Here is an 18,971-nt window from a genome sequence, read left to right on the forward strand (position 1 = left end):
ATTTGCGGATTTTACATACGGCTGACTGGCATCTTGGAAAAACGCTAGAAGGAAGAAGCAGGCTGAGTGAACAGGCAGATGTGCTTGATGAATTGAATACGATTGTAAAGGAAGAGCAGATCGATGCCATTGTAATGGCAGGGGACGCGTTTGACACCGTGAACCCGCCGGCTTTAGCCGAGCAGCTGTTTTATGAAAGCTTGTCTGCGCTTAGCGACAGAGGAAAGCGCCCGATTGTTGTCATTGCCGGAAACCATGATAATCCTGACCGTTTGTCCGCCGCTTCACCGCTGACACATGAAAACGGCATTTATTTAATTGGCTATCCGACGACAGAACCGCTGCATATTGAAGTGCCTTCAGCAGGGGAGCTTTTGGCTGTCGGAGCGCTGGCGTACCCATCTGAAGCGCGGTTAAATGAAGTGCTTTCCGATACATTTGATGAAAAGCTGCTCCGTGATCATTATGACGTGAAAATCAGGCAGGCGTTTGAGCATATGACAAGCCGGTTCTGCAAGGATGCAGTGAAGGTTGCCGCCAGCCATATTTATGTGGCAGGCGGCAACCAAACGGATTCAGAGCGGCCGATTGAAGTCGGCGGCGCTTATACGGTGGCTGCTGAAAGCCTGCCGGCGGATGCCGCTTATGTTGCGCTCGGCCATTTGCATCGTCCGCAAACGATCAAGCGGGCGCGGACGCTTGCGCGTTATTCAGGCTCTCCGCTCGCTTACAGCTTTTCTGAAGCGGGCTATGCCAAATCAGTGACGATCGTGGACGCAAAACCGGGGGAAGAGGCCTCTTGGCGTGAGGTGTTATTATCAAGCGGCAAGCCACTTGTGAAGTGGAAAGCCGCAAATGGCTTAAGCGAGGTGTACAGCTGGCTGGATGAAGGCAGGGATCAGAATGCTTGGATTGACCTTGAAATCCGTGTCTCGGACCAGCTGTCACTTGAAGAAATTCACAGGCTGCGAAAGGCGCACCCGGGCTTTATCCATATCAGGCCGGTTTTCGAAGAACAGAACAAAGACCGGGAACGGATCGAGGTAAAGCATGTGTCGATCGAAGACCGCTTTAAGAAATTTTATGAAAAACAAACTGGCGGCGCGGTGCCGGATGAAGAAATGGTGAAGCTGTTTTTAGAGCTTGCATCAGGCGTTGAAGAGGAGGATGCGAAATGAAGCCGATCGCCTTAAGCATTAAGGGGCTCCACAGCTTTAGAGAGGAGCAGACGATAGATTTTGAAGGTCTTTCCGGTGCCGGTGTTTTCGGCATTTTCGGCCCGACAGGAAGCGGTAAATCCTCTATCCTCGACGCAATGACGCTTGCTTTATACGGAAAGGTGGAGCGGGCAGCGAATAATACGCACGGGATTTTAAACCATGCGGAAGATACGCTGTCTGTTTCCTTTACCTTTGCGCTTCAGACAAATCATCAAATCTCTTACAAAGTCGAGCGCGTTTTTAAGAGAACGGATGAAATGAAGGTGAAAACGGCACTTTGCCGCTTTATCGAAATCAGGGACGAGCATACGGTGCTGGCGGATAAAGCCAGCGAAGTCAATAAAAGAGTAGAGGAACTCTTGGGGCTGACAATCGACGACTTTACGAGAGCGGTGGTCCTGCCGCAAGGAAAATTTGCTGAATTTCTGTCTTTAAAAGGGGCGGAGCGCAGGCATATGCTTCAGCGTTTATTTAATTTGGAGCAGTATGGAGACCGGCTTGTGAAAAAGCTGAGACGGCAGGCACAGGAAGCCAATGCGAGAAAAAATGAAATGCTTGCTGAACAGTCCGGTCTCGGTGAGGCGAGTTCAGAAGCGGTTGAGCAGGCGGAAAAGGCTCTCGAACAAGCAGAAGCACGGCTGGAAGCGATGAGAAAGAATCGTGATCAGGCAAAAGCGCGGTTTACGGAGTATCAGGAGATTTGGAATGTCCAAAAGGAAAAATCCGCTTACGAAGACGAGAAAAAACGTCTCGAAGAAGAACAGCCGCAAGTAGACAGCATGCAAAAGCGTCTGCTGGAAGCCGAAACAGCCGCCGCTCTGAAGCCCTATGCGGACCGGTACGCAGAGGCGATCCAGCATGAGGAAAAAGCTGAAAAGGAACAAACGCTTGCTCAAAAGGATTTAGCAGACCGGACCGCTTTCTTTCATCAAAAACATGAAGAGTATGAAGAGTGGCGCCAGCATAAAAGCGAGAAAGAGCCTGAACTTTTAACTGAGCAGGAACAGCTTTCCCGTTTGCAGGAGATCGAAATCAAACTGAGTGAGGCCAAGCAAGAGGAAGAGCGCAAAAAAGCTGAACTCCAGCAGAAAGAAGAGGCCCTTCAATCTGTCATGAATGAATTGGAGACTGTAACAGACCGTCTCACACGAGGGCAAAACAGACAGACGGAATTGAAGCAGCAGCTCAAATCCCTGCAGGTGACATCAGATGAGCGAAAAAGCTGCCAGCAGGCCGCAGAAATGGCATTGCGCATCAGACAGACTGAAGAGCAAATCACGAAAGAGAAAAAACGAAGTGACGCATTGAACCTCGTGCTTCAAAAGATGAATGAGGAGAAGAGTACACTCGTTCAAAAGATGGAAGCCGAAAAAAGCAACATCATACAGGCATATGAGGCTGTACAAACCGTGTACCATATGGTGTGTGAGACAGAACGTTCATTAACACGTATGACTGAGCAGGCTAAAAAGAGACAGCAAACGCTTCACTCGCAGCGTGAAAAAGCAAGAGTGGCCCTGCTCACAAAAGAGTTAGCCGAAAAGCTGACCGCCGGAAAGCCCTGTCCGGTCTGCGGTTCAATCCATCATGATCCGTCTGCCTCAGTACATGAAACATATGAGCTCGACAGCAATCTTGAAGAGAACATCAAACAAACGGATGTGTTATTGACGGAAGCGGTAGCTCTCAGCCAGGAGATTCTTTCAGCCAAAATCACGCTTGAAGAACAGTCCGCGCGCTTTATTGAACAGTGTCCGTTTTTGCAAACGATTCAAGTACCGAACCTTGAAGCGGCAGCTTCTTACGAGAATCAGCCGGTGCATGAGGCGTTCGATACTGCCACAATTGAATGGAAACGAGTCAAACAGGATATTCTTTCTGTTAAAACACGAATGGCACAAATGATCAGCGCCTATCAGGAGTCTTTGAAAAAGGCCGATCAGCTTAATGAAAAAATCGGTTTTGAAAAAAGAGAGGCTGACCGGATTGAAAGCATCATCGCCGAGCTTCAGTCCTCGATGGACAGCCGCCTGAACATGTTTAAAGAAGCGTTTCAGGATCAGTCTGTGAATGAAGCGGAAAAATGGCAACGAGCCATAGAAGAAAAGGATCGGGCTGCAGAAGAATGCGAAAAACGGATTGAGAAGAGCATCGCGTTTCTTGCTGAGCATGAAGCACAAAAGGAAAAGCTGCGGGAATCGGGACACCAGCTTGAACGGGAAAAGCTGGAGCTTCATTATGCGGCTGAACGCATCAAGAGCTTGATAGCTGATTATGAGCACGAGCTAGGAGATTACGCTAGAGGAGATTCGATCCAAATCAAACTCCGCTCTGTCCAGCAGGATCTAAAGCTGTTAAAGGAAAAAGAGCAATCTCTGTATGAAGAACTGCAAAGCGCCCAAACGATGCTCAATCAGGCGAAAAGCCGCGCTTCAGCAAGCGAGCTCACTCTTAAAGAAGCGAAGGACAGATTTGAAAAAGCGGAAGCTGCTTGGCTTGAGCATGCGAAAAGCACCCGTTTTACCCGGACTGAAGAGGTGGAGCGAAGTCTCATCCCAGCCGATGAACTTGACAAGATGAAAGCGGACATAGATCAGTTTATGGATAAACTGAAGCAAAATGCTGCAAACTTAGAACGAGTTGCAGAGATACTTGCCGGCAGAGCCTTATCCGAGAGCGAATGGAGCGAAACCGTTACGGCATTACAAGAAGCTGAGGACGCATTTGGCGCTGCTATAGAGGAAAAAGGCGCAGCAGCGAAAGCGCTGGCCGTCATTCGCGACCATCATAAACGATTTAACGAAATTGAAGCTGAATTGAAGAAATGGCAGACGCATATCGACAGGCTGGACAAGCTGCAAGCTGTGTTTAAAGGCAATACCTTTGTTGAATTTTTAGCTGAGGAGCAGCTTGAAAGCGTTGCGCGGGACGCATCAGCAAGACTCGGCATGCTGACGAGACAGCGCTATGCCATCGAAGTGGATTCAGAAGGCGGATTCGTGATGCGGGATGACGCGAATGGAGGCGTCAAACGCCCGGTATCTAGCTTATCTGGGGGAGAGACCTTCCTCACCTCGCTTTCTCTGGCTCTTGCGCTGTCTGCGCAGATCCAGCTTCGCGGAGAATACCCGCTCCAGTTCTTTTTCTTAGATGAAGGGTTCGGCACCTTGGATCAAGATCTGCTTGATACGGTTGTGACAGCCTTGGAAAAACTGCAGTCAGACAATCTGTCTGTTGGTGTCATCAGCCATGTGCAGGAACTGCGGGCACGGCTTCCGAAAAAGCTGATCGTCCATCCGGCTGAACCGAGCGGCCGTGGAACACGGGTATCACTTGAGTTGATGTAAGGGAGGAGCGGATATGGCAAAGCGGATTGCCGGAATATGTGAGCTGTGCGGCCGGAGCGATGTCCAGCTGACAGAGCACCATCTCACACCGAAAGAGGAAGGCGGAACGTTTCTGCCGACAGCGATGCTCTGTATTCCTTGCCATAAACAGATTCATGCCTTATATACCAATCAAGAGCTTGCCGTTCGCTTAAACGGAATAGATGAACTCCGAAGCGATCCGCAGCTTGCCCGGTTTGTCAAATGGATCAGAAAACAGCCGTCTGAGAAGCTGATCAAAACAAAGAAATCAAATGAACGAAAAAAGAAAAGATGACTAAAAAGCAGCCCTCTCTTTGCAGAGCGGCTGCTTTTATCCGTTTCCAACCATATCCTGATCGCTGACATCGGGGTCTATATAATTTGTCGCGTTGACTGCGTTGTTTAATAGAAGGAAATCTCCCGTGTTTCCTGCTCCCGAACCGAGCGCAGATTTTGAAGAGCTTTTCGGAGAAAGGTAAAAGGAATCACCAAAGTTTACGACTCCGCCCGATATGGAATTGATAGCTATAGGCCCGACAATTGCTGGCATAAACGACACCCTTTATCGAAGTCTCTGTTTATTATATGCTCTTGTCTGGCGATTGTGAGCGCGGAGACTGAATCTGCCTGATATGTTTGATTCTCGCATCGCCGCGAACAAGCGAGGCCGCCCCCACATGAAAAACAGAAGAGGAGGAGACCCCTTGAATTTTGATGCTGCGAACATGAATAACCGGCACCTCGTGGCAAAATGCGCTTTGTACACCTGTTTCGGGAATCGGCTTCACTGCCTGCTGCTGAAAGATCTGGTATTCCTTTCTGTTAAATGAGCCTTCATTATTGTAAAACGTGGACAGTGAGCGCTGAACAGCAAATACTTTTACACTCATATCGATTTCGTTTGTGTCGCCGACTTGAAACACACTTGCTATTCCAAGGGAGTTAATTTTAAGCAGTCTAATGCGGGATATACGCTTAAGCATTATTCTGACGGCAGCGGAGCAAACGGCCCGATAATAAGAGATTCTGGCGGTGTATCGAAAATAGAAGACAGATAGATGGATTCAGTGTCTCCGATGTGGAAAACAGAGGAGCTGGATACACCATTCATCCGGATATCCCCGACTTCCAGGTTGCGGTTGATGACTGTAAAGATCATGCTTGCTCATCTCCTTTCATTTCGGATGGAATATGTTCCAGGAAATGTTCTACAGCACGGATCACGTCACGCTTCACATGCTCAGCGATATGTTCCGCATATTGTTTAGGCGGTGTATGTTCTTCTTTTTTGATATGGGACATATAATAGTGAATTCGGCTGTCCATTTGTTTTCTGATGTCTTCAATGACATGATGCTTGTTTGTATCGTCAAGCCTGCTGTTATATTGGTTTTCAAGCTGCTCCAAAACATCTGGGATTTCCTCGGTTAAGTACATGTCGACATTCTGGCGGATCTGCTGCATGAGCTGGGCACTCTCTTCCTGCTGCATCATCCCAATTTCAGGTGCTGTTTGGCTGACTTCAAAATTTTGGAGGCTGTTCGGGTCTGTCGGATTTAAGCCGATATTCAAAGTCCCGTCAAGCCTTTCGATTTTCAGCTGATCAAATTTATACTCCACCCGCTCAATGGTAGTGGCCGGCCGCTGTTTCATCGTATTCATTTCAGTTTGAATCTCTTTCAGCTGACGTTCGAGCTGCTGAATATGAAGCGCCTGCTGCTGAACGAAGGAATTCAAGTTTTGCAAGTAAGAGGAAACAGATTGATCATACATGTCTTTCACCTCTTTCATATGATTAACGGCCAGGAGGCTGGAGCGGAACCAATGAACCTGTATCGGGCTCCTGTAATTCGACTGGCTGCCCCTGAGCGGAAACCTCGGGAGCCGCTTCTACATAGCTGCCTGTATTGTACAGGTTAGAAAGCGATTTAATGGACCCGGCGCTTCCGATTTGCAGAATAGAGGAGTTGCTGATTGATTCCAGCCGGAGATAGTTAATTTGAATGGTTTGATTAATATAAAAGTTCATGAAGCACACTCCTTTATGCATTCCCTACGATCGGCTGATCAACTGCATCGTTGTCATACACATTCGTCGCGTTTTTGTAATTCATCACCTTGAGGCTGTCACCGGTATTAAAACTGCCCGCACCGGCAAACGTTCTGACCTCGGCCTGAGGAGAAATCGTAATACAGTCCCCGATGTGAATGACTCCGCTCGTACCAATCGCATTAATTTTAAACGCTCCGACAATGGCCGGCATACGAGCACATCCTTTGTTGAAAAATTGAAAAAAGGCAGGTAAAGTAAAAATAGAATTTAATTTTAATTGGGCTATTCACGATAGCTTATGACAAACGCACATATGTGTGAGAGAAATTTAAAATGGGGCATATCGGCTTTGAATGTAAGCGATCACATTTTTCGGCCGTTATGTTTAAACATTTCAAAAGCGGGTATTGTATCAATTGAGCGGAAATGCGGCGATGGGTGCCGCTATCCGCCTGCGTGATTTTTGTTTCAGTCTCTTTTGGTGTTTTTGCGTGAAGAAATGCTTTTTGGAGTATGTCGTGCTGCGGAATCCGATTTTTGGGCGGCATATTCTCGCCCCAAGGTATATCCCAGAAGTGCTGAGCAAAAAGCGGAGTTACATGTGGTGTATTCAAATTGTTATAGATAATGATTTACATACGGGAGTTTTCGGGCTATCCCCTCTTCTTTAATTCGGGTGTTCAGCAGGCTATCCAGCTTTTGGCTGCATTGAATCGTTTCCTTGGAATTCATGCCGTATTTTTGTGCTGTTTCAATTAGTGTGACTCTCATTTCTTCAATTTTGCTGTTCATTACACTATCTCCAATTCTAGAATTTATTTTGATAAACACAGGATATCGTTAGTATAACCCATTTTTACTGAAAAGGTTGCCTTTCGTCAATTTGACTAAAAAAGCGACAATTTTTGCTGCGGCCTTTTTAATGGAAGAAAGGACTATAGTCTTGCTAAGTGTACTTGCAAAAAGTCCTGCCGCTCCTCAATTTCTCTAAGTATGTTTGTCTGCTCCTTTTCGAATTGCAAGGGGCTTTTTTTTATGAAAGGATCATCATAAGCTTTTTGACAAATGTCAAGATGCCATTCGCTGATGAAAGGAGACAATCGTTCAATGGTAAACGACCGGTTCAGCACGTTTTTCATTAACGTGTGATATTGAGACCGGAAGGCGGGAATGGCAAGAAGCCTTGACGAAAGCGTCCGACCTTTTGTCAGCAGAGGGTCTTCGTCAGATCTTCCGCGTGCGGCAAGCGGTCTGGTCTCTATCGGAGAAACGTGAAGCCGGCCGGATTCGTTTAAACAAAATGTGTAATAAAAGCCTTGATTCGTGCAGGCGCTGCCGATCAGCCACAAAAAAAACAGTTTGACATCCAGATACATTTTAATGCGTTCAGCCAATTCGTCATCTTCAGCTGTGCGGATCAGCGTCAGAAATTCGTGTAAGAACGGGGAAGATTCATGTTTAAAAACGGACAGCGGAACCCTCGGATCGGCTGTCTTCATTCGATAACTTGTTCTATCGGCTAGCTGATGGTTCTTGATGCTCAAATAAATCCCTTCTGGCTCGCCATTGATGGTCAGAAAGCTGTACGAGGCAGCGGGAGCAGGGACGCCGATCTGGTTAAAAAAACAATAAGCGAGCCTGCGACGCATCAGGGACGGATCATCCTGTTCCGCATTCAAAAAAAGTGTGCTTTCACCAAACAGAGACTTTTCCCAGCTGATTTCATAGGATACCTTTTCCGCCTTGTCACGCTGTGTGAGAAGAATGGGAGAAACTGATCGGTTTGTCACCAGAAGCCCTTTGGCAGTACCTTTACGATTCAGCTGCTGCCGATGAAAAAATAAATGTACGCTCTCCATATTCTTTCCTCCTCCTCAAAACGACATTTGTATGATATGTGCAGCAAGCCCGTCCTGAAACGAAATGAAAACGGATATGAGAAAAAGGGATTTCAGCATTCGACAGAGAATACATGAAGGAGCATTCTGATTTAAAAGATGATGGAGGAATAACATGAAATTTGCGACAGGGGAACTTTACAACCGAATGTTTGTCGGCCTGATCATTGATGATGAGAAAATTATGGACTTGCAAAAGGCTGAAAAAAAACTGTTTGAACTTGAGACGATTCCGGGATCGCTGATTGAATGTATCGCAGAAGGGGATAAATTTGTTGCACATGCAAGGCAGCTGGCCGAGTGGGCAAAGAAACCGAATGATGAGCTGGGATCATTTATGTATTCATTATCTGAGGTGAAGCTTCATGCACCCATTCCTAAGCCGTCAAAAAATATCATCTGCATCGGCAAAAACTACAGGGACCACGCGATTGAAATGGGAAGCGAAGCTGACATTCCGGAGCATCCGATGGTATTTACAAAATCGCCGGTAACGGTTACAGGGCATGGTGATATCGTTAACAGCCATGAAGAGGTCACCTCTCAGCTTGATTATGAAGGAGAGCTTGCTGTCGTCATCGGAAAAAGCGGCACTCGCATTTCAAAAGAAGATGCCTATGACCATATTTTCGGATATACGATTGTGAATGATATCACGGCGCGTGATCTGCAAAAAAAGCATAAGCAGTTTTTTATCGGAAAAAGCCTGGATACGACATGTCCGATGGGACCCGTGCTTGTACATAAATCATCGATTCAGGAGCCTGAGCGCCTCAAGGTTGAAACAAGAGTCAACGGCGAGCTGCGCCAATCCGGTTCGACGAGCGATATGATCTTTTCCATTCCGGAATTAATTGAAACCCTCTCAAAGGGGATGACGCTTGAAGCGGGAGACATCATTGCCACCGGTACGCCGTCTGGAGTCGGAAAGGGATTTAAGCCGCCAAAATTCTTGCGGCCAGGTGACAAAATCGACATTACGATTGACCCGATCGGAACGCTGTCAAACCAAATCGGCTGAATCAAACAGGGGCGGACTCGAACCCGCCCGTTTTTTCTGAGACTCATCTTTGTGGCAGAGGACAAGTTCATGGTACTATAAGTGGGGTAATTTATCTGATAGGGGGAACCTGTATGACACACCTACATATTACGACATGGGTGGTAGCGCTGATTCTGCTTTTCGTCAGCTACTCGCTGTATTCGTCAAGAAGTGCGAAAGGCGCAAAAATCACTCATATGATTCTGCGGTTATTCTATATCCTTATTATTTTGACAGGAGCTGAGCTGTTTGTCCGTTTCGCCAACTGGAACGGAGAATACGCCGGCAAAATGATTCTTGGCATTATCACCATCGGCCTGATGGAAATGCTTCTCATCCGCAAGAAAAAAGAAAAGTCAACCGGAGGCCTATGGATCGGCTTCATCATTGTCCTCGTGCTGACAGTGCTGCTCGGTCTGCATTTGCCAATCGGTTTTCAATTGTTTTAATAGAAAGAGCATGAACCCGGCCCTAAGATGGAGTCGGGTTTTTAGGTATTTCCTCCCTTATATTCCAAATCATTTAAAATAACCTTAAAATTCCCTATAAGCGGTATCTCGTCCTATGAAATTATGATACCTTCAAGAAGATTCATTATTTTACAGGAGGGATATCATGAAACGCAGAAAATTCAGCTCGTTTGTGGCGGCAGTGCTCATTTTTGCACTGATCTTCAGCCTTTTTTCTCCGGGAACCAAAGCGGCAGCGGCTGGAGCGATCGATCAGGCGGCGGCTCTGGAAAACGGCAAAGAACAGACAGGCACCATGAAGGAACCGGAACAGGTGAAATGGTACAAAGTGACTCCGGGAAAAGCGGATATTCAGAAAAACTCACATATGGCCTTGACCGTAAAGAGTGATTCAGTACTGAATGTATCTGTATATCCAAGTATGGAAAAAGCGCTTAAAGATGAAACGTTTGAGATGTACCGTTCTTATACGGCGGAGGATGGAAAAAGCGAAATCATTTTTCCATACGCGTGGAGCGGCCCTTACTATGTAAAAGTTGAATACCTCGGAGAAGAAGAACCAGAGGACGGCGGAACGGCCGAAGCAGCTGCGGAAGCCAAGTATTCGATTGGGTATAAAGGCACGAATAAGCAGCCGTCAGATTTAGAACAGGAAGAAGCTTGTCCGGTGGAAATGAGTGTCGATCAGAAAAAATCGGGAAAAAGCATCCTAGACAAGCTGAGAGCGATTCGTGATGAGCAGCTGAGCCAAACAGCAGAAGGCAAAGAGCTGACTAGCCTTTACTACAAAGCGGCACCGTTTATCGTGGCAAAGCTCGCACTCAATAAAACTGCGAGAAATGAAATCTATCAAGATCTTGTGACATTAAAGCCGTTGTTTGATGATGTGTCAGAAACCGGTGCGTCTTCTTCATATAAGATAACTGAAAAAGATCAAAAAGCAATCAACCGGCTGTATGATACAGCTTTACAATCAGTCCCGTCTTTCCTTAAAGAGGAGATAAAGAAACAGGCGGAACGATTCAATATCAAGCAGCTGCAAGGCAAAACAGCAGGAGCTATTTTAACAGAAAACAGTATTGCGGCAAAAAGTGAAGTTCAGACAACAAAGGTCATTTTCAAGGTGAAGAACAATAAAAGCCTCTCATCCGTACATAATGAAATGAAGGGCTTTTCTGCAAGTGCGCAATCGAAAAAAGACATTTCCAATGTGAAAAAGGCAAAGAAACTGTTTGACAATCTTTATTCATTTGAGCTTCCGAAAGACGAGAAACAGAACGGCACATATACGGCAAGCGCAAAACGGGTCAAAAGTGCTGCTGCGACATTATCCAAGATGTCTAACGTAGAGTTTGCGGAACCTGTGCAGGAATACAAAAGCCTTTCGAACGATATTCAATACCCTTACCAATGGCCGCTTAAAAACAACGGTGAAAATGGCGGTGTCAAAAATGCCGATGTGAAATACGAGCCTGCCAGCACATTGCTGTCTAAACGCAAGCTGAACGATACATTGATTGCGGTAGTAGACACAGGTGTGGACAGCACGCTTGCTGATTTAAAAGGAAAAGTAAGAACCGATCTCGGGCGTAATTTTGTGGGACGGAATAACAACGCAATGGATGATCAGGGGCATGGGACACACGTCGCAGGCATTATTGCAGCTCAAAGCGATAACGGTTATTCTATGACTGGATTGAATGCCAAAGCGAAAATTATCCCGGTAAAAGTGCTTGATTCCACAGGCTACGGAGATACTGAACAAATTGCCCTCGGCATCAAATATGCTGCTGACAAAGGAGCCAAGGTAATTAATTTAAGTTTGGGCGGAGGCTACAGCCGCGTACTTGAATTTGCTTTGAAATACGCAGCTGACAAAAATGTCTTGGTTGCCGCAGCCAGCGGGAATGATGGAGCCAATTCTTTATCTTATCCTGCTTCTTCTAAATATGTGATGTCAGTCGGGGCAACGAACCGCATGGATATGACTGCTGATTTCTCTAACTATGGAAAAGGTCTGGATATCTCTGCTCCAGGGTCTGATATCCCGAGCTTAGTGCCGAACGGAAATGTCACGTACATGAGCGGAACATCTATGGCGACGCCATATGCTGCCGCTGCTGCAGGATTGCTGTTCGCTCAAAACCCTAAGCTGAAAAGAACAGAGGCAGAGGATATTTTGAAAAAGACGGCAGATGATATTTCCTTTGAAAGCGTGGATGGCGAGGAAGAAGAAATGTATGACGATAATGGCGATCCGATTGACATTCCAAAGACGCCTGGAGTAGACTGGCACTCTGGCTACGGGCGGCTGAATGTCATGAAGGCTGTCAGCGCAGTTGATATACAGCTCAAAGTCAACAAGCTTGAAAGCACACAAACAGCCGTCAGAGGAAGCGCGAAGGAAGGCACGCTTATCGAGGTCATGAACGGCAAGAAAAAACTCGGCAGCGCCAAAGCCGGAAAAGACGGTGCGTTCAAGGTCAATATCCCGACTCAAAAACAAGATCAAGTACTGTATGTGAAAGCGACAAAAGGCGATGCAAAAACATCGTATAAAGTTGTCGTCGTCAAAGGGAAACCTTCCGGCACACCGAAAGTAAATGCAGTGAAAACGAAGGATACGGCAGTGAAAGGAAAGGCGAACAGCAAGGCAATGATCAGAGTGAAAAACAAATCAAAGAAAGTCATTGCTTCTGCCAAAGCTGACGCGAAAGGAACGTTCACGGTGAAAATCAAAAAACAAAAAGCCGGAACGGTACTGTACGTCACGGCTGCTGACACAGACAAAAAAGAAAGCAAGGATGTAAAAGTTGTTGTTGAAAAGTAATCTAAAAGCGGTGCTCACTGCACCGCTTTTTTTATTTGCGCCCCCGCTGGACTGCTGAATACATAATGGATCGCTTTCCATTTGAAGCCGTCCATTCGAACCGGTCTCCTGTCCCTTCGCTGCTGTAGTGATGCTGCATCGCGCATTGGGCGGTGTCGTTTGAAAAGTGATAGAAAGAAACACCCTGCTCCTCCGATGAATTCGAAAAGACTCCTTTATTATAAGAAAAGACGCAATCGAATACCGATAAGCCAAAGCTGTGCAAGTGCTGTAAAAATGCGAGAAAGGTTTCGTCATCAAGCGAATCCAAAAGCGCCATAAGCGGCCGCTTGACTGATTTTTCATAGCGGATGCGTTCTCCGCCTGAAAGGGAGATGTTTTCTTCACCGCATGCCAGAATCAATTTATCCTGGAAGCCGGCCTGCTCCCATTTTCCTTTATGATGGATCCAAATTGGGCTGTGATGAAGACTGTCTGCCAGCAGTATATCGCCTTCCCCGTTTTCGATTAAACAGATGCCATCTTCGATAAGGATGGTGCCGTATTCCCATTTTCTTTCCTCTTTATATAATAATTGTTTCCGTTTCATGCATGCTGTCTCCTTTTTCTTCTTTCCTCTCCTTTCTTTCCAATTCAAGCCTGTCCCATACAACTCTTTTGTGGACAAATCAACTATCTGCCTATAGATGCATAAACTTACTAAGGTGCTGAAAGAAACGAAGTTGTTACGAAAGAAACGGGATTGGAGCTGATATCACATGTGTGGAATTACGGGTTGGGTCGATTTTAAAAAGCAGCTCGTCCAGGAAAAACAAACGATCAACAGAATGACAGACACTCTTTCCAAACGGGGGCCTGATGATTCTAACGTTTGGGGAGAGCACCATGTTTTATTCGGACATAAAAGGCTTGCGGTTGTGGATATTGAAGGCGGACGCCAGCCGATGGCATGCACTTATAAAGGGGATACGTACACCATTATTTACAATGGTGAGCTGTATAACACGGAGGATCTGCGCAAAGAATTGCGGGCGCGGGGCCATCAGTTCGAGCGGACGTCAGATACCGAGGTGCTGCTGCACAGCTATATTGAATGGCAGGAAGACTGTGTAGACCATCTCAATGGCATATTCGCTTTTGCTGTGTGGGATGAAAAGCGCGATCTGCTGTATGCCGCGAGAGACCGTCTCGGTGTGAAGCCGTTTTTTTACACAAAGCAAGGATCTTCTTTTCTCTTCGGGTCCGAAATAAAAGCGATCCTCGCACACCCTGATATAAAAGCGCAAGTGGACAGAACAGGACTTTCTGAAATTTTCGGGCTTGGACCGTCCAGAACTCCGGGAACTGGTGTATTTAAAGGCATAAAAGAAGTCCGGCCGGCTCACGCGCTGACGTTTTCTAAAGACGGGCTGAATATTTGGCGTTATTGGAATGTTGAAAGCGAAAAACATACGGACAGTTTTGATGACACGGTTGCCAATGTCAGATTGTTGTTTCAGGATGCGGTGACGCGACAGCTTGTGTCGGATGTGCCGGTTTGTACGTTCCTATCAGGCGGACTGGACTCAAGCGCCATTACAGCGATTGCAGCAGGCCATTTTGAAAAGGGAGGAAAAGCACCACTTCATACTTATTCGATTGATTACGAAGAGAACGATAAATTTTTTCAAGCGAGCGCTTTTCAGCCGAATGACGACGGGCCTTGGATTGAAAAAATGACAGAGGCCTTCGGCACAACACATCACAAATGTGTCATCAGCCAAAAGAATCTCGTCGATCATTTGGAGGAAGCCGTGCTGGTCAAAGACTTGCCGGGAATGGCTGATGTCGACTCGTCTCTGCTGTGGTTTTGCCGGGAAATCAAAAAGGACTTTGTCGTCAGCCTGTCGGGAGAGTGCGCGGATGAGATTTTCGGCGGGTACCCGTGGTTCCATATGGCAGACGTTGAGTCGGGCTTCCCATGGATGAGGTCGACAGAAGAGCGGATCAAACTGCTTTCTGATTCATGGCAGAAAAAATTGAATCTCAAAGAATACGTAAATGCCAAATACGAAGAAACCTTGGCGGAAACGCCATTATTAGACGGAGAAACGGGTGTGGACAAAGCAAGAAGACAGCTGTTCTATTTAAATATGCTTTGGTTTATGACGAACCTTTTGGATCGGAAGGATCGCATGAGCATGGGTGCGAGCCTTGAAGTGCGGGTGCCGTTCGCCGATCACCGGCTCGTGGAATATGTTTGGAATATCCCATGGGAAATGAAAATGCATGACAACCGGGAAAAAGGCATTTTGCGTAAAGCGCTCGAGGGCATTTTGCCTGATGACATTCTGTATCGCAAAAAAAGCCCGTATCCGAAAACACACCATCCGGAATATACAAAAGGCGTCAGCGAATGGCTGAAAACGATCAGAAGCCAAAAGGACTCGGTGCTTCATACTCTGCTGGACAGAAAACAATTGGATCAGCTTTTAGAGACAGAAGGCTCTTCCTTTCAGGTTCCGTGGTTCGGGCAGCTCATGAAGGGGCCTCAGCTGATCGCCCACCTTGCCCAAATTCATACATGGTTTGAAGCGTATCGCATTGATATTGATGAGGGATAAAGAAAAAGCCGATTCTGCACAAATTTTATTAAAGGTCACTATTATCTAGAAGATTCCCAATGAAATGTCACACTTTTATAGACTAAAACAAAAAAAGGATAGGTGAGCAGAGAAAAATGCTCTATCTATCCTTTTTTGTACTACAAATGACTTCATTTACTACAACAACAATATCGGACTTGTTGTTACAATAAAGCCCCCCTTACTTCAATAAGAATGGATAGATTTTAATTTTCTGCCAATAAAATTAGCTGATATTGGGCTTAATTTTAATTCCCTAGCCCATACAGAAAGTTGACCAATATGGTGAATTTCGTGAGCTATAATATGGTGTAATATTTCGTCTCTCGTATATAAAACTTCTTTATCCCAAGGAACGCTTACAAGTTCATCTTTTATTTCATCTACATTTGTTTCTAAAAAGTCAATAATTTCAGTTCGGAATGTATTTGAAAGCGATTTAACCTTATCTAGTGTATGATAATCAGCGAACTGAACAACTATATCTTCTTTCCCTTGGATAGCACGAACCCAACTATATTCCACGTCAATAATATGAAAAAAGGTATTTAAAATACTTCCTACTCCACCAAGATGGTTTTTAAGTAACTCTTCAGTGGTTAGTTGATTACACCAAGTAAACCATTGATCCCTAACCTGCCAGTTATACTCAAAAAATTTTATCACTCAAATCACTCCAATAATATGATACATCAAATAACAATTAGCCTTTTTCCTCTAAATTCCTCCTTTTATTGAAGTAACGTGCCTCGATTAAAAATAAGAAAGATTCCTTCGTTGATTATCCTGTTCAGGTTTAATAATTCTCCAACCTCTATGCCACTATTTCTATACGAGCTAGGTATCTTGCTTTAACGTATCCAAGGTTTAATAGTTTAAAAGGAGTATACGTTCCGGGAATAGAAGTGATTGTTTGATTGAAAAAACATGTTTTTCCACATTTTTAATTCTTGTTGTTGTGGTGAATGAGGTCATTTAAGAGGTCGAATAAATAAAAAAGTACACCTCTAATATAAGTGATGTACTAATTTAAAATTTTTGTGTGACATTAAAGATAGGTTTAGCTGTCATCATAAAAACATACACTCACTTATCTTCTACAAAGCAGGAATCGGCTTTTTCTTCATATACAATTGGGAAAAAACATAATAGACTTGAAGAAGCAGTGATACATAGGAGTGAAAAGAAATGAAAGAGATAAAAGAAGCCTATCAGCAGTGCGGGGAGATCGTCAGCGCCCGTGAACCAGCCTGTTACAAAGCATTCTCGTTTCTTCCGCTGAAGCAAAGACAGGCTGCTTGGGCGGTCATGGCATTTTGCCATACGGCAGCCAATGCGGATGAGCACGCGTTATCTGCCATTGAAGCTGAGGCGGAACATGTTTTTTCCGGGACATATAACGGGAATCATTTTTTATGGAAGGCTTTCAGCCATGCGTATCAGACCTTTACATTGGACAGCGAGCCATTCCGTGAGTTCATTGCCGCACAGAAAGCGGAAGATACACCGTACGAAAGCCTTGATGAACTGCTTATGCACGCATACCAAACGGGAGGTGCGGCCGGATTGATGCTGCTCCCGGTCATGGCGCGCCGGCATCGGGAACAGCTTACACATGCAGCCGGTTCTCTCGGTTTAGCGATTCAGCTGATTCGGCTTCTGAGAGATATCGGCACTGGCCAACAGCAAAAAAGCCGCATCCCCCGGCAGGTGATGCAGCAATTTGGATATACAGAGGACGACCTTCAGAAGGGTGTCGTGAATAAGGCATTCACAATGACGTGGGAGTATATCGCTTTTGAAGCGGAAGCCTACCTTGAGGAGAGTCAGGATGCCTTGCCGCTATTTCCGCAGTATTCTCAAAAAACGGTGAAAGCCGCTCTTCATTTGTACCGGGCTGTTTTAGAAAAAATCCGGGCGAAGCAGCACGATGTATTTCAACATCAATACGGTCTCACAGAGAACGAAGTGAAGCAGATTCTGTCTGACATCTAAAAAAACACCCGGCCTTGTTTGTGCCAGGTGTTACGCCATACCTTTTTGAATCCAGATGCGTGAGCGCCATCTTCTATACATTAAGATTCCCCGGACCCATTCGTCCGCGATAAAGGAAATCCAAATGCCGGCAAGACCGAAACCGAGGTGGATGCCGAATAGATAAGCAAGCGGGAGACCGATGCCCCACATTGAAATCATTGCCATGTAAACCGGGAATTTCGCATCCCCCGCGGCACGCAGGGAGTTAATGATAATGACATTAAACGAGCGGCCCGGTTCAAGGATAATCGTCATGGCAATCAAAAGGCTCGCAGTCGCAATAATGTCAGGGCTTTGTGTAAAGATGCCGATCAGGTCTTTTGAAAAAATCGTCATCAAAACCGATGTAGCCGCAGCAATTCCGAGTGCCCAATATAGGCTCTTCATGCAGCGCTCATACGCGGCATCAAACTGTTTGCCGCCGATATAGCGTCCGATTAAAATTTGCGTGCCCTGGCTGATCGCAGTGCCGAACAGCAAAATAAACATCGTAATATTTTGCGTATACACTTTTGTTGTCAAAGCCTGCGCGCCCATAATGGCGATAAAATATGTGACAATCATTTGCGACAGGTTGTAAGAAAGCTGTTCTCCCGCAGAAGGGATGCCGATTTTCAGCAGCTTGCGCAAATGCTCTTTATGCATATGAAAGACTTTTTTCAGCGACATTTTCAGCTGGATGCGTTTGTTGACAATGACAATCATCGCGATTAATCCGATGACGCGGGCGATAGATGTAGACATGGCCACACCGGCAACGCCGAGAACAGGAAAACCGAACAGACCGAAAATCACAACAAAGTTTCCGGCAATGTTTAATACGTTCATGCCGATTGTGACAAACATTGTATCCTTTGTGTAGCCGTAGCTTTTTAAGATCGCGCTGAATGTCATGATTAAAGCCTGAATAAAGGACAGACCTCCGACAACTTGTAAAAAGACTTTTGCATCAGGCATCAGGTCGCTTGTTAATCCCATCATATGAAGCAGAGGGGCAGCCGCGAAAAAGACGATGGCGCTGATGGCAAGGCTGATGAAGAAGTTGGCGCCGATTGACACATAAGCGACTTCCATGGCTTCTTTCTTTTGCCGTGACCCTAAAAATTGTGAAATGATAACGGTCGTTCCTGTTGCGATAAAGCTGAACATCACGATAATTAAATTCAAAATCTGGTTGCTGACGCCGACTGCTGCCACGCTGTTATCTGAGTATTGGCTGAGCATCAGTGTATCGGCATTACCCATAAACATATATAATGAGACCTCAATAAAGATCGGCCAAGTAAGCGAAAATAATGAGAACGTTTTGTCAGCAGCGGGTTTTTTCAAAGCAGTTGATTTGAAGACAGCTTGTTTCATCGTGTCTAACCCCTTTCGTAAATAAAATCAACGTTTTAAAGTGTACCTCCATTTCCTTATAATAAAAAGG

Annotated in this window: 18 protein-coding genes and 1 pseudogene; 8 read left to right on the forward strand and 11 right to left on the reverse strand. The window is 45.7% G+C overall.

Translation table 11 applies throughout. The annotated features are described in order from the left end of the window. The first annotated feature begins 2 nt into the window (after positions 1-2). The 3 genes from sbcD to hlpB are packed head-to-tail and all read left to right on the forward strand — an operon-like array spanning position 3 to position 4,883. The gene (gene sbcD, locus GYO_RS28165; RefSeq protein WP_014113303.1) at positions 3-1,178 is read left to right on the forward strand and encodes an exonuclease subunit SbcD; all 1,176 of its coding nucleotides are present in this window, start codon (positions 3-5) and stop codon (positions 1,176-1,178) included. Then, positions 1,175-4,567 (forward strand): exonuclease subunit SbcC, encoded by a 3,393-nt coding sequence (gene sbcC / locus GYO_RS28170; RefSeq protein ID WP_014113304.1) that lies wholly within the window; start codon positions 1,175-1,177, stop codon positions 4,565-4,567. Before sbcD ends, sbcC begins: the two co-directional genes overlap by 4 nt. Positions 4,568-4,580: 13 nt before the next feature. Beyond that, on the forward strand, positions 4,581-4,883 hold the full coding sequence (gene hlpB, locus GYO_RS28175; protein WP_014113305.1) for an HNH nuclease-like protein HlpB: 303 nt from the start codon (positions 4,581-4,583) through the stop codon (positions 4,881-4,883). Between the two features lie 36 nt (positions 4,884-4,919). Here the strand turns inward: hlpB and GYO_RS28180 are convergent, their stop codons facing one another. The 8 genes from GYO_RS28180 to GYO_RS28220 form a co-directional block, all read right to left on the reverse strand. After that, the gene (locus GYO_RS28180) at positions 4,920-5,138 is read right to left on the reverse strand and encodes a spore germination protein (protein WP_010333667.1); all 219 of its coding nucleotides are present in this window, start codon (positions 5,136-5,138) and stop codon (positions 4,920-4,922) included. A 31-nt stretch (positions 5,139-5,169) separates the two neighbouring features. Then, positions 5,170-5,571 carry a spore germination protein GerPE gene (locus GYO_RS28185; RefSeq protein ID WP_041520914.1) on the reverse strand — a complete coding sequence of 134 codons (402 nt, stop codon included), beginning with the start codon at positions 5,569-5,571 and terminating at the stop codon, positions 5,170-5,172. After that, positions 5,571-5,747: a spore germination protein GerPD gene (gerPD, locus tag GYO_RS28190; protein WP_014113307.1), complete on the reverse strand. Its 177-nt coding sequence runs from the start codon at positions 5,745-5,747 to the stop codon at positions 5,571-5,573. Before gerPD ends, GYO_RS28185 begins: the two co-directional genes overlap by 1 nt. Continuing rightward, positions 5,744-6,361: a spore germination protein GerPC gene (locus GYO_RS28195; RefSeq protein ID WP_014113308.1), complete on the reverse strand. Its 618-nt coding sequence runs from the start codon at positions 6,359-6,361 to the stop codon at positions 5,744-5,746. The genes gerPD and GYO_RS28195 overlap by 4 nt, the downstream gene beginning before the upstream one ends. Positions 6,362-6,383: 22 nt before the next feature. After that, the gene (locus GYO_RS28200) at positions 6,384-6,617 is read right to left on the reverse strand and encodes a spore germination protein GerPB (protein WP_003224438.1); all 234 of its coding nucleotides are present in this window, start codon (positions 6,615-6,617) and stop codon (positions 6,384-6,386) included. Between the two features lie 13 nt (positions 6,618-6,630). Further along, a complete protein-coding gene (locus tag GYO_RS28205) occupies positions 6,631-6,852 on the reverse strand; it encodes a spore germination protein (protein WP_003239409.1) in 222 nt (73 codons plus the stop codon). A 407-nt stretch (positions 6,853-7,259) separates the two neighbouring features. Further along, positions 7,260-7,433 carry an aspartyl-phosphate phosphatase Spo0E family protein gene (locus tag GYO_RS28215; protein ID WP_014113309.1) on the reverse strand — a complete coding sequence of 58 codons (174 nt, stop codon included), beginning with the start codon at positions 7,431-7,433 and terminating at the stop codon, positions 7,260-7,262. Between the two features lie 143 nt (positions 7,434-7,576). After that, positions 7,577-8,500 carry a CotH kinase family protein gene (locus GYO_RS28220; protein ID WP_014113310.1) on the reverse strand — a complete coding sequence of 308 codons (924 nt, stop codon included), beginning with the start codon at positions 8,498-8,500 and terminating at the stop codon, positions 7,577-7,579. Positions 8,501-8,654: 154 nt separating this feature from the next. On the opposite strand from GYO_RS28220, the gene GYO_RS28225 reads away from it, so the two are divergent. The 3 genes from GYO_RS28225 (at position 8,655) to wprA (ending at position 12,881) form a co-directional block, all read left to right on the forward strand. Then, positions 8,655-9,560: a fumarylacetoacetate hydrolase family protein gene (locus GYO_RS28225; RefSeq protein WP_014113312.1), complete on the forward strand. Its 906-nt coding sequence runs from the start codon at positions 8,655-8,657 to the stop codon at positions 9,558-9,560. 113 nt (positions 9,561-9,673) lie between these two features. Beyond that, complete coding sequence (locus GYO_RS28230; protein ID WP_014113313.1) at positions 9,674-10,030, forward strand: YisL family protein; 357 nt, start codon at positions 9,674-9,676, stop codon at positions 10,028-10,030. A 166-nt stretch (positions 10,031-10,196) separates the two neighbouring features. Continuing rightward, positions 10,197-12,881 (forward strand): cell wall-associated protease WprA, encoded by a 2,685-nt coding sequence (gene wprA, locus GYO_RS28235; protein ID WP_014113314.1) that lies wholly within the window; start codon positions 10,197-10,199, stop codon positions 12,879-12,881. 31 nt (positions 12,882-12,912) lie between these two features. Here wprA and GYO_RS28240 read toward each other — a convergent pair whose 3' ends face one another. After that, entirely contained in the window at positions 12,913-13,470 is a 558-nt protein-coding gene (locus GYO_RS28240; protein WP_014113315.1) for a DUF2777 domain-containing protein, read from the reverse strand. Between the two features lie 169 nt (positions 13,471-13,639). Here GYO_RS28240 and asnB point away from each other — a divergent pair, with 169 nt between their 5' ends. Further along, entirely contained in the window at positions 13,640-15,484 is a 1,845-nt protein-coding gene (gene asnB / locus GYO_RS28245) for an asparagine synthase (glutamine-hydrolyzing) (protein WP_014113316.1), read from the forward strand. A 207-nt stretch (positions 15,485-15,691) separates the two neighbouring features. Here the strand turns inward: asnB and GYO_RS28250 are convergent, their stop codons facing one another. Then, a complete protein-coding gene (locus GYO_RS28250; protein ID WP_080010064.1) occupies positions 15,692-16,171 on the reverse strand; it encodes a DinB family protein in 480 nt (159 codons plus the stop codon). Between the two features lie 499 nt (positions 16,172-16,670). Between GYO_RS28250 and GYO_RS28255 the strand changes: the two are divergent. Continuing rightward, positions 16,671-17,500 (forward strand): annotated as a pseudogene (locus tag GYO_RS28255) (phytoene/squalene synthase family protein). A gap of 30 nt (positions 17,501-17,530) precedes the next feature. On the opposite strand, the gene GYO_RS28260 reads toward GYO_RS28255, so the two are convergent. Beyond that, positions 17,531-18,901 carry an MATE family efflux transporter gene (locus GYO_RS28260; protein ID WP_014113320.1) on the reverse strand — a complete coding sequence of 457 codons (1,371 nt, stop codon included), beginning with the start codon at positions 18,899-18,901 and terminating at the stop codon, positions 17,531-17,533. Between the last annotated feature and the right edge of the window lie 70 nt (positions 18,902-18,971).

Source organism: Bacillus spizizenii TU-B-10 (assembly GCF_000227465.1).
GTDB lineage: Bacteria > Bacillota > Bacilli > Bacillales > Bacillaceae > Bacillus > Bacillus spizizenii.